We start from the raw sequence: 14,757 nt of genomic DNA on the forward strand, positions 1-14,757 counted from the left end.
CCGCCGCTCGGCATCCTGCCTCGCCCGTATCCGCCCGGACGGGCGGATACGACCATGCCCTTTGTCACGTGACTTGGCCGGCCGGCTTCGACAACATCGCCGCTTCACGAGCGATCAAGCCGCGAAAAACAAACCTCGGAGGGGCAATGGACAGACGCGATTTCCTGAAGATCACCGGCGCGAGCCTGGGCGGTCTGGTGATTCCCACATTCTACGGGCGCGCGATCGCGGCCGAGGAATTGCTCAGCCAGCTCGACGTGGCGAGCAAGAAGAAACTCGCCGACGTCGCGCTGAATGCGGCCAAGGCCGGCGGCGCGACCTACTGCGACGTGCGCCTGGGCCGCTATCTGCGCCAGTTCGTCGTCACCCGCGAAGACAAGGTACAGAACGTGGTCAACACCGAGTCGGCCGGCATCGGCATTCGCGTGATCGCGAAGGGCTCGTGGGGCTTCGCCGCGACCAGCGACCTCTCCACCGATGCGATCGCCAAAGCGGCGGCGCAGGCCGTCGCGATCGCCAAGGCGAACGCGCGCCTGCGCAGCGAGCCGGTGCAGCTGGCGCCGGTGAAGGGCGTCGGCGAAGTGTCGTGGAAGACGCCGATCGTGAAGAATTCGATGGCGGTGCCGATCAAGGACAAGGTCGATCTCCTGCTCGGCGTCAACGCCGAGGCGATCAAGGCCGGCGCGAACTTCGTCAACTCGACCCTGTTCCTGGTCAACGAGCAGAAGTACTTCGCCTCCACCGACGGTTCCTACATCGACCAGGACGTGCATCGCATCTGGGCGCCGATGGAAGTCACCGCGGTCGATCAGAAGAGCGGCAAGTTCCGCACGCGCGACGGCCTGTCCGCGCCGCGCGGCATGGGCTTTGAATACCTCGACGCGAAACCGAGCGACAAGATCGAGCTGCCCGGTGGCGCCGTGGTCTATCGCGACTCCTACGACATGAAGGCCGATGCGATCGCCGCGGCCAAGCAAGCTAAGGAAAAGCTCACCGCACCGTCGGTCAAGCCGGGCAAGTACGACCTGATGCTCGACCCGACGCACACCTGGCTGACGATCCACGAATCGGTCGGCCATCCGCTCGAGCTCGACCGCGTGCTCGGCTACGAGGCGAACTACGCCGGCACCAGCTTCGCCACGCTGGACAAGCTGAAGGACAAGTTCAAGTACGGCAGCGACAAGGTCACCATCTTCGCCGACAAGGTCCAGCCCGGCTCGCTCGGCGCGGTCGGCTACGACGACGAAGGCGTCAAGACGCAGAAGTGGGATCTGATCAAGGACGGCACCCTGGTCAACTATCAGGTCATCCGCGATCAGGCGCACATCCTCGGCCTGAAGGAATCGCAAGGCTGCTGCTACGCCGACTCGTGGTCGAGCGTGCAGTTCCAGCGCATGGCGAACATCTCGCTCGCGCCGGGCAAGGACAAGCTGTCCCCGGCCGACATGATCAAGAACATCGAAAACGGCATCTACATCGTCGGCGACGGTTCGTTCTCGATCGATCAGCAGCGCTACAACGCGCAGTTCGGCGGCCAGATGTTCTACGAGATCAAGAACGGCAAGGTGACCCAGCCGATCGAAGACGTCGCCTACCAGATCCGCACGCCGGAATTCTGGAATTCCTGCGTCGCGGTCTGCGACGAAAGCGACTACCGCCTCGGCGGCTCGTTCTTCGACGGCAAGGGCCAGCCCGGCCAGGTGTCCGCGGTTTCTCACGGTTCGAGCACGGCGCGCTTCAACGGCGTCAACGTCATCAACACCGCGCGCAGCCTGGGATGAAGCCGGGCTTTGAGATGGGTGATTCGGGATTGATAAGAGCGTGCGCTGCGAGCGCCGCTATCACGGGAGACATCGGATGACGATTTACAGCGAAGAACAAGCCAAGGCGATCCTCGACAAGGCGATCAAGTTTTCCAAGGCGGACGAGTGCACCGCCACGCTGACCGGTTCCAGCGGCGGCAACGTGCGTTACGCGCTCAACAACGTGTCGACCAGCGGTTACGTCAGCGACGCCGATCTCGCGATCGAAGTCGCGTTCGGCAAGCGCGTCGGCACCGCGACGATCAACGCGTTCGACGACAAGTCGATCGAAACCGTCGTGCGCCGCGCCGAAGAACTGGCCAAGCTCGCGCCGGAGAATCCGGAATTCGTGCCGGCCATCGACAAGCAGAACTACAAGCCGAGCTCGACCTTCGTCGAGAAGACCGCGGCGATCACGCCCGAGTACCGCGCCCAGGTCGCGGCGGACTGCATCGAGCCCTGCCGCAAGGAGAAGCTGATCACGGCGGGCTTCTTCGCCGATGGGCAGAGCTTCGTCGGTCTGGCCAACAGCAAGGGCAACTTCGGCTACCAGAAGTCCGCCTCGATGGACTTCACCTGCACCGTGCGCACCGAAGACGGCAAGGGCTCGGGCTGGGTCGCGCGCAATCTCGCCGACGTGTCGAAGTTCGACGCCAAGAGCGAAATCAAGACCGCGATGCAGAAGGCCAAGGGTTCGGCCGACGCGAAGGCGCTGGAGCCGGGCAAGTACACCGTGATCATGGAACCGGCGGCGACCGCGGGCCTGATCTCGTTCATGATGTTCGGCTTCGACGCGCGCCGCGCCGACGAAGGCCGCAGCTTCCTGGCCAAGAAAGGCGGCGGCAACAAGGTCGGCGAAAAACTCTTCGACGAGCGCGTGACGATCTACGCCGATCCGTGGGACCCGAACGCCGCCGTGCTGCCGTGGGACAACGACGGCCTCGCGCGCGAGAAGACCTCGATCGTGACCAAGGGCAAGGTCGACTACCTGCACTACTCACGCTACTGGGCGCAGAAGCAGGGCAAGAAGGCGGTCGGCCAACCCGGCAACCTGATCATGCTCGGCGGCGACAAGTCGACGATGGATCTGGTCAAGTCGACCAAGAAGGGCATCCTCGTCACGCGCACCTGGTACATCCGCATGGTCGATCCGCAGACCGTGCTGCTCACCGGTCTCACGCGCGACGGCACCTTCTACATCGAGAACGGCGAGATCAAGTACCCGATCAAGAACTTCCGCTTCAACGAATCGCCCCCGATCATGCTCAACAACATCGAAGAGATGGGCAAGCCCGAGCGCGTGGGCGACGACGAGTCGCCGTTCGTGATGATGATCCCGCCGATGAAGATCCGCGACTTCACCTTCACCTCGCTGTCCGACGCGGTCTGACGAAGTAGCGGCGGTTTCGCGCGAGCGCCATGGAAGAAGCCGCATGAGCGTACTCGACGAAGCCGCCGCCAAAACGATTCTGGATCGAACGATCGGCCTGTCCAAGGCCGATCAATGCGTCGCGCGCCTGAGCGGCGCGCGCACCGGCAACGTGCGCTACGCCGCCAACACCGTTTCGACCAGCGGTTCGGTCGACGACGCGACGCTCACGATCGAAGTCGCGTTCGGCCGGCGCGTCGGCACTTCCAGCGTGAACCAGTTCGACGATGCCGCGCTGGCCGCGGCCGTGCGCCGTGCCGAAGAGCTGGCGCGGCTGGCGCCGGAAAATCCCGAGTTCGTGCCGGCGCTCGAACGCCAGACCTACGCGCCGAGCCAGACCTTCGTCGCCGCCAGCGCCGCGGTCACGCCGGAATATCGCAGCCGGGTCGCGGCCGAATGCATCGAACGCTGCCGCAAGCGCGGCCTCGTCGCGGCTGGCTTCTTCACCGACACGCAGGCGTTCGCCGGCGTCGCCAGCAGCAGGGGCAATTTCGGCTTCCAGCGCAGCACCACGATCGACTTCACCTGCACCGTGCGCAGCGCCGACGGCAGCGGTTCGGGCTATGTCGCGCGCAACGTCGCCGACGTCGCCGCGTTCGACGTGCGCGAGGCGGTCGAGGTCGCCGCGCGCAAGGCGCAGGAATCGGTCGGCGCACGCGCGCTCGAACCGGGCAAGTACACGGTGATCCTCGAACCGCAGGCGTTGATGCCGATCATGTATTGGCTGACCAGCGGCGGCTTCGACGCACGCGAGGCCGATGAGGGGCGCAGCTTTCTGACCAAGAAGGGCGGCGGCAACCGTCTCGGCGAAAAGCTCTTTGACGAGCGCGTGACGATTCACGCCGACCCCTGGGACGCGCGCGTCGCGACGCTGCCCTGGGACGAGGAAGACGTGGCGCGCCGACGTACCCCGATCGTGACTCGCGGCAAGGTCGATTTCCTGCGCTACTCGCGCTACTGGGCCGGCGTGAAGGGCAAGTCGCCGAGCGGCGGCATCGGCAACGTCGTGATGGCCGGCGGCGACAAGTCGACGCAGGATCTGATCGCGTCGACCAAGAAAGGCCTCCTGATCACGCGCACCCACTACGTCAACATGGTCGATCCGCAGACCTTGCAGCTGACCGGATTGACGCGCGACGGCACGTTCTACATCGAAGACGGTCGCATCAAATACCCGATCAAAAACTTCCGCTTCAACGAATCGATCGTGGTCGCGCTCAACAACGTGGAGGACGTCGGTCGTTCCGAGCGCACGGTGTTCTTCTTCGACCTCGGCTTTCCGATGCTGTTGCCGGCGCTGAAGCTGCGCGACTTCACCTTCACCTCGCTGTCCGACGCGGTGTAGCCGAGATTCGAGATTGGGGATTCGGGATTCGAAAAAGAAAGCCTGCATGCCATGTGTCACTTGCTCCATCCAAACCCCAATCCCGAATCCCCAATCCCCGCTCCCCCATGACGCGCAACGAATTCCTCCGCCTCCTCCTCGCCGCTGCCGGCGGACTCGCCGCAGCGCCGCTGGCACGGCATGCGCGCGCGGACGAGGCGGCGTTCGATTTCTGGTTCACGCGTCTGATGTACGAGTCGGGCGACTGGGACGTCGACGCGCGCATGCCCTCGAACCTGCTCGATGCGCTGATCCAGTACACCACCTTGCGCGTCGATCCGAAGGAGCGCGTCCTGCCGCTGGCCGATGCGCGCATGCTGGCGGCGCCGTTCTGCTATCTCGCCGGGCACAAGCTGGTCGAGTTCAATCCCGACGAGCGGCGCAACTTCGAGCGCTACGTGCGCAACGGCGGCTTCGTCTTGGTCGACGACTGCAACCACGACATCGACGGCCTGTTCGCGAAATCCTTCGAACGCGAGATGGCGACGATCTTCGGCGCCGACGCGCTGCAGAAACTGCCGAAGAAGCATCCGTTGTTCGATGCGTTCTTCAAGTTCGACGGCCCGCCCAATACCGCGTTCGAATTGAACGGCTGGGGCGACGACATCGTGCACGAGTATCTGAAAGGAATCGAGATCGGCGGTCGTCTCGGCCTGCTCTACAGCAACAAGGACTACGGCTGCGAATGGGATTACGACTGGCGCAACAAACGCTTCCTCGCCGAAGACAACACCAAGTTCGCAGTCAATGTCGTGGTCTACGCGCTGACCACGTGAACGATGGCGATCACCTCTCCCGCTGGCGGGAGAGGCCGCCGCGAAGCTGCGGGTGAGGGAGAAATCGGAATACAGCAGCAAGCTAATCGTCGTCCGCCCCTTCAAAACACCTATTCCACAAGTGGGAGTAGGGAAATCAACGATTCCTGCAGAACACCAAAGCAATGAACGACGCAATCACCGAACAATCCGTGCAACACCAGCTCACCAAGCTCGCCGCACTGCGCGTCGCGATCGCGCAAGTCGTGGTCGGCCAGCGCGAGGTCGTCGAGCAGCTCCTGATCGGCCTGCTCGCCGGCGGCCACTGCCTGCTCGAAGGCGTGCCGGGCCTGGGCAAGACCTTGCTGGTGCGTTCGCTCGGTCAAGCGCTGGCGCTCGACTTCCGCCGCATCCAGTTCACGCCGGACCTGATGCCGAGCGACATCGTCGGCACCGAGATCCTCGAAGAGGACCACGGCACCGGCAAGCGCTACTTCAAGTTCCAGAAGGGGCCGGTGTTCACCAACCTGCTCTTGGCGGACGAGTTGAATCGCACGCCGCCGAAGACGCAATCGGCCCTGCTCGAGGCGATGCAGGAGCGCACGATCAGCTACGCCGGCACCACCCACACCTTGCCGCGACCGTTCTTCGTGTTGGCGACGCAGAACCCGCTCGAACAGGCCGGCACCTATCCCTTGCCGGAGGCGCAGCTCGACCGCTTCCTGCTGCACATCCGCGTCGACTATCCGGACGAGTCGGAGGAGCGCGAAATTCTCGCGCAGACCACCGGCAGCGCCGCCGCCGACATCGCCGCGGTGATGGGCGCCGAAGAAGTGCTCGCGGTGCAGAAGCTGACGCGCGAGGTGCACGTCGGTGCGGACGTGCTGGCTTGGATCACGCGCCTGGTGCGCGCCTCGCGTCCGCAGACCAGCGAACTGGCCGAAGTGCGCGAGTGGGTGCGTTGGGGCGCAGGTCCGCGCGCGGGGCAGTCCTTGGTGCTCGCGGCGAAGGCGCGTGCGCTGATCCACGGCCGCCTGGCGGCGACGCGCGAAGACGTCAAAGCACTGGCCTCGCCGGTGCTGCGCCATCGCCTGTTGCTGTCGTTCGCCGCCGAAGCCGAACAGCGCAGCACCGACGACGTCGTCGCCGCGCTGCTGCGCTCGGTGCCGTTCCCATCCTGAGCGCCGCGTTTCGTGTTCACGGCGCCCACAACGAAACGTCGCCTACCTCTTCCGCTCGCGGCAGAGGTCGCCGCGCATCGCGCGGCGGGTGAGAGAAGCATGGCAACCACGTTTCAAATTCTTCCTCGCCCGTTCTCGCCGCCGCGCGCCGATCTCGCATGCACGAGAACAAAAATCGCAGCCGCCGCGGGCGCCCGCCGATGACGCAACAGATCCCGCCCGAGCTGCGCGCCCATCTGCGCGACCTGCGCCTGACCGCGCGCAGCGGTGCCGGCGGCGACGGCCTCGGCCAGCATGCCAGCCGCAGCCGCGGCGCCGGGCTCGAATTCGCCCAATACCGCGCCTACGAACCGGGCGACGAATTGCGGCGCATCGATTGGAAGTTGTACGCGCGCTCGGATCGGTATTTCGTGCGCGAAGCCGAGCGCGACAGCCCGCTGACCGTGTGGGCCGTTCTCGACGCCAGTGCCTCGATGCGCCAAGCCGATGCGGCACGCGCCGATTACAGCAAGCTCGATGCGGCGAAGACCCTGGCCGCCTGCGTATTCGAGTTGGCCCTGCGCCAGGGCGATCGCTTCGGCCTGGTCACGTGTGCGGGAGCCGCCCCCGCTTTCGCCACCGCCGCGACGGGCGCGCGCCAGCGCGACCGCTGCCAGCTCGAACTCGCGCGCGTGCAAGCGGCCGGCAGCTGGCCCGAAGCGGCGACGCAGCGGCCCTTGTGGGAGCGCCTGCAACCGCCGGCGATCGTCTTGATGCTGTCGGACTTCTTCGACGAGGCCGCCGTCGAACTCGCCGTGCGTCTCGCCGCGGCGCGACGGGAAGTGCTGACCGTGCAACTGCTCAGCGCGGAGGAGCGCGATTTTCCGTTCGCCGGCGGACACCGCTTCCGCGATCCGGAATCCGCCGCCGAGCGCCGCGTCGAAGCGGCCGCGGTGCGCAAGGACTATCTCGAACGTTTCGCCGCGGCGCGCGCGGAACTGGCGCGGCGCTTCGAAGCGGCCGGAATCCGGCACGTCGAATACATGCTCGACCGCCCCTTGCAAGAACCCCTGCGCGCGCTGTTCGGCGCGAACGGCGCACGCAGCGGAAGGCTGAGCGCATGAGTCTGACCTTGCTCGCACCGCTCGGCCTCGCCGCACTGGCGGCGCTCGCTCTGCCGCTCTTGATTCACTTGGTGCGCCGGCTCGAACTCAAGACCACCGAGTTCGCCGCGCTGCGTTGGATCGGCGAGCGCCTGCGCCCGCAACGGCGTCTGCGTTTCGAGCGGCCATGGCTGTTGCTGCTGCGGCTGCTGCTGCTCGCGTTGCTGGCCGTGTTGCTGGCACGGCCGGTGTGGCATGGCGACGCGGAACCGGCGCGATCGTGGGTGGTGGTCGCGCCCGGCGTCGCGCTCACCGATGCGCGCGCGGTGGTCGGCACCACCGATGCGCAATGGCATTGGCTGGCGCCGCAATTTCCCGGCATCGACGACGCGTCGCCGTCCACGGACGTGCCGGTCGCCAGCCTGTTGCGCGAACTCGACGCGCAACTGCCGCGCACCGCGCCGTTGATCGCCGTGGTGCCCGAGCAATTGGGCGGGCTCGACGGCGAACGCTTGCAACTGACGCGCGCGATTGATTGGCGCATCGTGCCCGGGCGTTCGCCGGATGCACCGGCCGCCGCCGCCGCGGATCGAATTCGCCTCGCCGTGCGCTATGCGCCGGAAGCCGAGCCTTCGTTGCGCTATCTGCGCGCAGCAGTCGCGGCCTGGAACCAAGGCGAGCCGTCGCGCTACGAACTCGACGCGCAAGCCGGCGACGCAGTGCCGGGCGACGAGGTTCGCTGGTTGATCTGGCTGGCCGCGCCATCGCCGGCGCTGACTCAATGGCTCGATCGCGGCGGCACCGCCGTGGTCGCGAACCGCGGCGAGGTCGACGGCGCGCCGCTCTGGCGCGATGCCGACGGACGCGTGCTGGCGCGCAGCGTGGCGAGCGGCCGCGGCCGTCTCATCGCGCTGGCCGGCGCGTTCGATCCGGCGCAGTTGCCGTTGCTGCTCGAGGCGGATTTTCCCGCGCGCCTACACGCGGCGTTTGCCGGTGCGGCGGTGCCGCCGTCGCGCGCGCCGGCCGCATCGATGCATCCGCGCGGTGAAGGCGCCGGCAGTCTCACGCCGCTGCGTTCGCCGGCGAACCTACGTCCGCTCGACGCCTGGTTCGCCCTCGCGATCGCCGGCTTGTTCCTGCTCGAACGCATCGTGGCGACGCGGGGCGCGAAAACGTCGTACGCGGACGATGCCGATACGCCCGTTGCCGCCGATGGACGCGAGGGGCGCGCATGAGTCTGGATCCTCGCCTCGATCGTCTGCGTGCAGCAGCGGCGCGGCGCCGACTCGCGATCGTCGCTTGCGCCGCCGTGCCGCTGATGATCGCGCTGACCGCTCTCGCAGCACGCGGCGGCGGCGCGATGGCGGCCGGCATCGCGCTGATATTCGCCTTCGCGCTGGCCGCGGTGGTGGCTTGGAGCGCTTGGCGCGGCGTCGACGCGAGCTGGCTCGCACGCCGCCTCGACGCCGGCTCGGTGCAGATGGACGACAGCGCCGCCTTGCTGTTCGCCGACGCTGCGACATTGACGTCGCTGCAGCGCTTGCAGCAGGCCCGCGTGCAGGCGCGTCTGGCCGAGACCGCGCCGGATCTGCGACCGGCGTGGCCGTGGTCGCGCTTGCTGCCGGCCTTCGGCGTCGCGCTCGTGCTGCTGCTGGCCGCGGCGCTGTGGCAGCCGCGCAGAGGTACCGACACACAGACCGATCGCGCCGCCGCCGGCACTGCGGCGACATCGACGGCGCTGCTTCGCACCCAGATCGAGATCGAGGCGCCGGCCTACACGCGCATCGCGTCGCGCAGCGAGCAAGCGCTCGAAGCGAAAGCGGCGGAAGGTTCGCGCTTGCGCTGGAGTCTGCGCTTCGATCCGGTACCGAGCGCCGCCGCGCTGAGCTTCCACGACGGCAGCCGCGTCGAGCTGGTGCGTGAGGGCAGCGACTGGCGCGGCGAACGCACGTTGTCCGCATCGACCCTGTATCGCATCGTGCTGGAAGGCGCGCCGCCGCCTGCGGACGATCGCCTGCACCGGCTCGACGCGATCGCCGATCGCGCGCCCGAGGTGCGCGTGCAGGAACCGACCAAAACTCTGACCCTGCTCGAAGCGCAGCAGAAGAGCTGGAACCTCGCCTTCGAAGCGGACGACGACTACGGCATCGCCGACGCGCAGTTGCAGATCACCCTGGCGCAAGGCGGCGGCGAGAACCTCACGTTTAAAGAACAGACGATCGCGCTGCAGGGCGAGCCGATCGCGGCCGGCGGATCGAGAGTGGCGATGCGCTATTCGCACACGCTGGATCTCGCGGCGCTCGGTTTGGCGGTCGGCGACGACGTCATCGTGCGGCTCGCGGTATCGGACAACCGCGAACCGAAGCCGAACGTCACGCGCAGCGCGAGCTTCATCCTGCGCTGGCCGCCCGAGGCGTCGAGCGAAAGCGCCGGCCTCGACGGCATCGTGCAGAAGACGATGCCGGCGTATTTCCGCAGCCAACGCCAGATCATCATCGACAGCGAAGCGCTGCTGGCCGAGCGCAGCCAACTCGCCGAGGCGGCTTTTCTTGCGCGCTCGGATGCAATCGGCGTCGACCAGAAAATCCTGCGCCTGCGCTACGGCCAGTTCCTCGGCGAGGAATCGGAGACGCACGCCCAGCATGCGCAGGCGCAAGAGCAGGCGGCGCAATCCTCCGACGAGCATGCCGGCGAGCACGAGGAACACGAAGCGCACGACGAGCACGCGCAGGCGGCCGAAGCGCACGATCATCACGGCGGTCGTGCGCGCGAAGAGCCGTCGAAGTTCGGCCAGGAAGGCGACATCGTGGCGGAGTTCGGCCACGTGCACGACATCGCCGAAGCGGCAACCTTGCTCGATCCGGAAACCAAGGCGATCCTGAAATCCGCGCTCGGCGAAATGTGGCAGGCCGAATTGCATCTGCGCCAGGGCCGCCCGGACGAGGCGCTGCCGTACGAGCATCGCGCGCTCGAATTCATCAAGCAGGTGCAGCAGTCCACGCGCATCTATCTCGCGCGCGTCGGCCTCGAGCTGCCGCCGCCGGACGAATCGCGCCGGCTCAGCGGCGAACGCAAGGGTGTCGACGATCGTCCCGGTTCGCTGGTCGCGGCGACGGACGATGCGGCGCCGATCGTCGCCTTGTGGCACGCCTTGGCGACGGGTTCCGCGCTGGATTGGAGTGCCGCGCAAATCTGGCTGCACGCACGCGAAACCAGCCTGCCCGATGCGCTGGCGGTGATCGCCGCGATCGATCGCGCGCAGCGCGAGCCGGCTTGCGCCGAATGCCGCAGCGCGTTGCGCAATTTGTTGTGGGCTCTGCTGCCGGCACCTGCGGCGGCGAGCGCGCCGCGAGCGCTGCCGGACGCGGCCGGTCGAACCTATCTCGACGCGCTGCAGAAAGACACGGGAGCTTCGCCATGAGTACGGCGATGCTGGTCGCGTTCGTCCTCGTACTCGCCGCCGCGTTCGGCAGCTGGTCTGCCTGGCGTGCGCCGCGGCGGCGCGGGCTGCGCATCGGATTGCAGTGGCTCGCCGCGGCGCTGTTGTACCTGTGCCTGTTTCCGCCGCTCGCGCAGGAACCGTTTGCTGCCGACGAACTGGTCGTGCTGACGCCGGCTGCGACTCCGGCGCAAATCGCAGCGGCGTCGGCAGCCAATCGCGTCGCACTGCCCGGTGTCGACACCGCCGCCATCGAGCGCGTGCCGGACCTCGGCACCGCGTTGCGCCGGCATCCGGAGGCGCGCCGTCTGCACATCGTCGGCGGCGGTCTGCCGAGCCGTGATCGCGATGCCGCGCGCGGACTGGTCGCCGCCTTCGATGCGGCGCCGCTGCCGCGCGGCCTGGTCGAACTGAACGTGCCCGGCGCGGTGCGCGCCGGCAGCCTGTGGCGCGCGAGCGGCCGTGTCGAAAATTTGCCGAGCGGTCGCGTCGAGCTGCGCGATCCTTCCGGCGCGGTCGTCGCCACGCAAGCGCTCGATGCGCAGGGGCGTTTCGATCTCACCGCGAGCGCGAAAGCCGAGGGCATGGCGGCGTTCGCGTTGAACGTGTTCGATCGCGACGGCGTGCGCGTCGACCAGGCCACCTTGCCGCTGGCGGCGCAGGCCGGCGCCGCTTTAAAAATTCTGCTGCTTGCCGGCGCGCCGGATGCCGAACTCAAGTATCTGCGTCGCTGGGCGGCCGATGCCGGTGTGGCCTTGGACAGCCGGATTGCCTTGAGCGATGGCGTCGCCTTGCACGAAGGTGCGCTCGAGTTCGATGCCGACACTTTGCGCGGCGCCGATCTGGCGATCCTCGACGAACGTTCCTGGGCCGCGCTCGACACACAGCGAAAGGACCTGCTGCGCAACGCCGTGCGCGAAGGGCTGGGCTTGTTGTTGCGCGTAACCGGTCCGCTGCCGGCACCGGTCGCGGCCGACTGGGCCGAGCTCGGCTATCGCGTGGAAGCAGCGCAGGCGGCGCCGCCGGCCGCGCTCGATCGCGCACTCGGGCTGAGCGATTCGGGCTACAGCTTCGCGCGCCGCGCGATCACCGTCGATGCAACGCAGGCGGCGCCGCTGCTGCGCGCCGACGACGGCGCCGTATTCGCCTGGGTCGGCAATTCGGGCCGCGGCCGCATCGCGTTGTGGCTGCTCGCCGACAGCTATCGTTTGAACCTCGGCGGTGCCGCTGCCGCGTTCGGAACCTTGTGGAGCGAGAGCTTGGCCGCCGTCGCGCGTGCGCGCGGCGAGGCAGCGCCGCAGCTGCCGACCGATGCGCGCGTCGACCAGCGCGCGGTGTTATGCGGTCTCGCCGACGCGGCGGCGGTCGAGGATGAAACCGGCGCGCGCACGGCCTTGTTCGCCGATGCCGCGCGCTGCGCCGCGTACTGGCCGGCGCAACCCGGCTGGCATGTTCTCGTCAGCGGCGGCGCGCGATGGCCGTTCTACGTGCGCGCCGCCGGCGAATCGACTGCGCTCGCCGCCGGCGCCACCGAGCGTGCGACGCGCGCACTGCTCGGCGCCTCGTCCGTCACCGCGGCGAGCGCCTCGCGCGAGGTGCCGTGGCCGCGCTGGCCGTTCTTCCTCGCTTGGCTCGCCGCGGTAGCGGCGCTGTGGTGGCTCGAGCGCGGCAGCGCCGTGCAGTGACGATCCGCACATTGCCGCTGCGCGCTCGAGGCGCTAGGGTCGCCCGGGTCCAATCCAGGGAGAATTCCGATGCGTCGCCTGCTCTTGGTCAGCGCCTGCGCGCTGGCCTGCGTTTCGATCGCCGCTCCATTCGTGTCCGTCGCCAAAGAGGCGAATGCGCCGGCGAAGTCCGCCGCCGCGGTGCGTCAGGCCCCTGACTGGGTCAAGCGCAGCAATGAACTGGCGCAGCCGCTGTTGAAGGTGCAGGCCGAGTTCGCGCCGGAATTCGCGTCGTTCTTCGGCCTGCCCGGTTACGACGATCGTGTTGCCGATTTTGCGCCGAACGCGAACGAGCGTCAGCGCGCGGCGATGCGCAGCGCGAAAGAGACGCTGCAGAAGGACGCCAAGACCGAAGAAAATCCGTTCGTCCGCCAAGACATCGACATCATGATCGGTGCGGCCGATCAGCAGATCGAAGGCAGCGAGTTGAACGAGCGCCTGTTGCTGCCGTTCGCCGACATCGGCCAGCTGGTGTTCCAGGGCGAGCAGACGCTGTTGCAGGACCAGACCGAGCCGGCGCGTCGCGCCAAGGCGCTCGATCGCCTGCAGCGCTACGTCGGCCTCGCCCCCGGCAGCACGCCGATCACCACGCTGGCGCGCCAGCGCTACGAAGAGAAGCTGAAGAATCCGGCCCTGCTCAAGCCGACCAAACTCGAAGTCGAGCAGGCGCTGCGCAATGCCGACACCTACGCCGACGGCATCCGCAAGCTGTTCGCCAAGTACAAGATCGAAGGTGGCGACGCGACGCTCAAGGCGATGGATCAGCAACTGCGCGAGTACGCCGAGTGGGTGCGCAAGGATGTGCTGCCGGTCGCGCGCACCGACACGCGGCTGCCGCCCGAGCTGTACGCGTTCAAGCTCAAGCAAGTGGGCATCGACATCGCGCCGGCGCAGCTGGTCCAGCGTGCGCAGCTCGAATTCATGGAGACGCGCAACGCGATGCAGCAGCTGGCGCCGCTGGTGGCGAAGGCGAAGGGCATCCAGGCGACCGACTATCGTGCGGTCATTCGCGAACTGAAGAAGAAGCAGCTCGGCAAGGAGTCGATCGAGGGCTACTACAAAGGCACCGTGATGCCGGAGCTCGAAAAGCAGATCGCCGCCAACAAGGTGGTCGACCTGCCGCAGCGGCCGATGGTGATGCGCCTCGCGTCGGAAGCCGAATCGGCGGCGCAGCCGGCGCCGCACTTCCTGCCGGCACCGCTGATCGGCAACACCGGCCAGCAAGGCCAGTTCGTGCTGCCGCTCGGCAATCCGGCCTCGGGCAAGGACGGCAAGGGCGCCGCCTACGACGACTTCACCTACGAGGCCGGCGCCTGGACGCTGACCGCGCATGAAGGCCGCCCCGGCCACGAACTGCAGTTCACCGCGATGGTCGAGCGCGGCATCTCGCTGGCGCGCACGCTGTTCGCCTTCAACAGCGTCAACGTGGAAGGCTGGGCGCTGTACGCGGAAGCGGAAATGGTGCCCTACGAACCGCTCGACGGTCAGCTGATCGCGTTGCAGCTGCGCCTGCTGCGCGCGGCGCGCGCGATGCTCGACCCGATGCTCAATCTCGGCCAGATCGACCGCGAACGCGCCGGCCAAGTGCTGACCGAAGACGTGATGTTGTCCGAGCCGATGGCGCGGCAGGAACTGGATCGCTACACCTTCAACGCGCCCGGCCAGGCCGGCAGCTACTTCTACGGCTACAGCCGGATCATGGAGTTGCGCATGGAAACCGAGCTTGCGCTCGGCAAGCAGTTCGATCGCCTCGCCTACAACAACTTCCTGCTCGATCAGGGCCTGTTGCCGCCCGAGCAACTGGCGAAGGCGGTGCGCGAGCAGTTCGTGCCGGCGCAGCGCGCACGCAAGTAGGTCAGCAAGTGTGACGCCGATGCTGGCTTTCGCCCCGGCATCGGCCTTGCGGTAGCGATCGCCACGCGCTCGGGCTAGGCTGCGCGCGGCGACGGTTGCGCGCGCTG

Annotated in this window: 10 protein-coding genes; all 10 read left to right on the forward strand. The window is 67.5% G+C overall.

Annotation, left to right across the window (positions count from 1 at the left end; all coding sequences use genetic code 11):
* The first annotated feature begins 146 nt into the window (after window positions 1-146).
* Window positions 147-1,781, forward strand: coding sequence for a TldD/PmbA family protein (locus tag AC3QL3_RS02305; protein ID WP_492896644.1), 1,635 nt, complete (start codon window positions 147-149; stop codon window positions 1,779-1,781).
* A 76-nt stretch (window positions 1,782-1,857) separates the two neighbouring features.
* Window positions 1,858-3,192 carry a TldD/PmbA family protein gene (locus AC3QL3_RS02310; RefSeq protein WP_492896645.1) on the forward strand — a complete coding sequence of 445 codons (1,335 nt, stop codon included), beginning with the start codon at window positions 1,858-1,860 and terminating at the stop codon, window positions 3,190-3,192.
* 43 nt (window positions 3,193-3,235) lie between these two features.
* Complete coding sequence (locus AC3QL3_RS02315; protein ID WP_492896647.1) at window positions 3,236-4,576, forward strand: TldD/PmbA family protein; 1,341 nt, start codon at window positions 3,236-3,238, stop codon at window positions 4,574-4,576.
* A 107-nt stretch (window positions 4,577-4,683) separates the two neighbouring features.
* Window positions 4,684-5,391: a DUF4159 domain-containing protein gene (locus tag AC3QL3_RS02320; protein ID WP_492896648.1), complete on the forward strand. Its 708-nt coding sequence runs from the start codon at window positions 4,684-4,686 to the stop codon at window positions 5,389-5,391.
* Between the two features lie 164 nt (window positions 5,392-5,555).
* The gene (locus tag AC3QL3_RS02325) at window positions 5,556-6,551 is read left to right on the forward strand and encodes an AAA family ATPase (RefSeq protein WP_492896649.1); all 996 of its coding nucleotides are present in this window, start codon (window positions 5,556-5,558) and stop codon (window positions 6,549-6,551) included.
* A gap of 200 nt (window positions 6,552-6,751) precedes the next feature.
* Window positions 6,752-7,654 (forward strand): DUF58 domain-containing protein, encoded by a 903-nt coding sequence (locus AC3QL3_RS02330; protein WP_492896650.1) that lies wholly within the window; start codon window positions 6,752-6,754, stop codon window positions 7,652-7,654.
* Window positions 7,651-8,868 carry a BatA domain-containing protein gene (locus AC3QL3_RS02335; protein ID WP_492896651.1) on the forward strand — a complete coding sequence of 406 codons (1,218 nt, stop codon included), beginning with the start codon at window positions 7,651-7,653 and terminating at the stop codon, window positions 8,866-8,868. The genes AC3QL3_RS02330 and AC3QL3_RS02335 overlap by 4 nt, the downstream gene beginning before the upstream one ends.
* Window positions 8,865-11,054 carry a hypothetical protein gene (locus AC3QL3_RS02340; protein WP_492896652.1) on the forward strand — a complete coding sequence of 730 codons (2,190 nt, stop codon included), beginning with the start codon at window positions 8,865-8,867 and terminating at the stop codon, window positions 11,052-11,054. The genes AC3QL3_RS02335 and AC3QL3_RS02340 overlap by 4 nt, the downstream gene beginning before the upstream one ends.
* Window positions 11,051-12,757 (forward strand): carboxypeptidase regulatory-like domain-containing protein, encoded by a 1,707-nt coding sequence (locus AC3QL3_RS02345; protein ID WP_492896653.1) that lies wholly within the window; start codon window positions 11,051-11,053, stop codon window positions 12,755-12,757. Before AC3QL3_RS02340 ends, AC3QL3_RS02345 begins: the two co-directional genes overlap by 4 nt.
* Before the next feature lie 69 nt (window positions 12,758-12,826).
* Complete coding sequence (locus AC3QL3_RS02350) at window positions 12,827-14,650, forward strand: DUF885 domain-containing protein (protein ID WP_492896654.1); 1,824 nt, start codon at window positions 12,827-12,829, stop codon at window positions 14,648-14,650.
* Window positions 14,651-14,757: the final 107 nt, after the last annotated feature.

The sequence above is a fragment of the Dokdonella sp. GW821-FHT11D02 genome (assembly GCF_058808595.1).

What these genes read in the sequence shown, in the direction of transcription:
- AC3QL3_RS02330 (WP_492896650.1), top strand. Translation starts at nt 6,752, where the DNA reads ATGACGCAACAGATCCCGCCCGAGCTGCGCGCCCATCTGCGCGACCTG.
- AC3QL3_RS02345 (WP_492896653.1), top strand. Translation starts at nt 11,051, where the DNA reads ATGAGTACGGCGATGCTGGTCGCGTTCGTCCTCGTACTCGCCGCCGCG.
- AC3QL3_RS02325 (WP_492896649.1), top strand. Translation starts at nt 5,556, where the DNA reads ATGAACGACGCAATCACCGAACAATCCGTGCAACACCAGCTCACCAAG.
- AC3QL3_RS02335 (WP_492896651.1), top strand. Translation starts at nt 7,651, where the DNA reads ATGAGTCTGACCTTGCTCGCACCGCTCGGCCTCGCCGCACTGGCGGCG.
- AC3QL3_RS02305 (WP_492896644.1), top strand. Translation starts at nt 147, where the DNA reads ATGGACAGACGCGATTTCCTGAAGATCACCGGCGCGAGCCTGGGCGGT.
- AC3QL3_RS02350 (WP_492896654.1), top strand. Translation starts at nt 12,827, where the DNA reads ATGCGTCGCCTGCTCTTGGTCAGCGCCTGCGCGCTGGCCTGCGTTTCG.
- AC3QL3_RS02340 (WP_492896652.1), top strand. Translation starts at nt 8,865, where the DNA reads ATGAGTCTGGATCCTCGCCTCGATCGTCTGCGTGCAGCAGCGGCGCGG.
- AC3QL3_RS02310 (WP_492896645.1), top strand. Translation starts at nt 1,858, where the DNA reads ATGACGATTTACAGCGAAGAACAAGCCAAGGCGATCCTCGACAAGGCG.
- AC3QL3_RS02315 (WP_492896647.1), top strand. Translation starts at nt 3,236, where the DNA reads ATGAGCGTACTCGACGAAGCCGCCGCCAAAACGATTCTGGATCGAACG.
- AC3QL3_RS02320 (WP_492896648.1), top strand. Translation starts at nt 4,684, where the DNA reads ATGACGCGCAACGAATTCCTCCGCCTCCTCCTCGCCGCTGCCGGCGGA.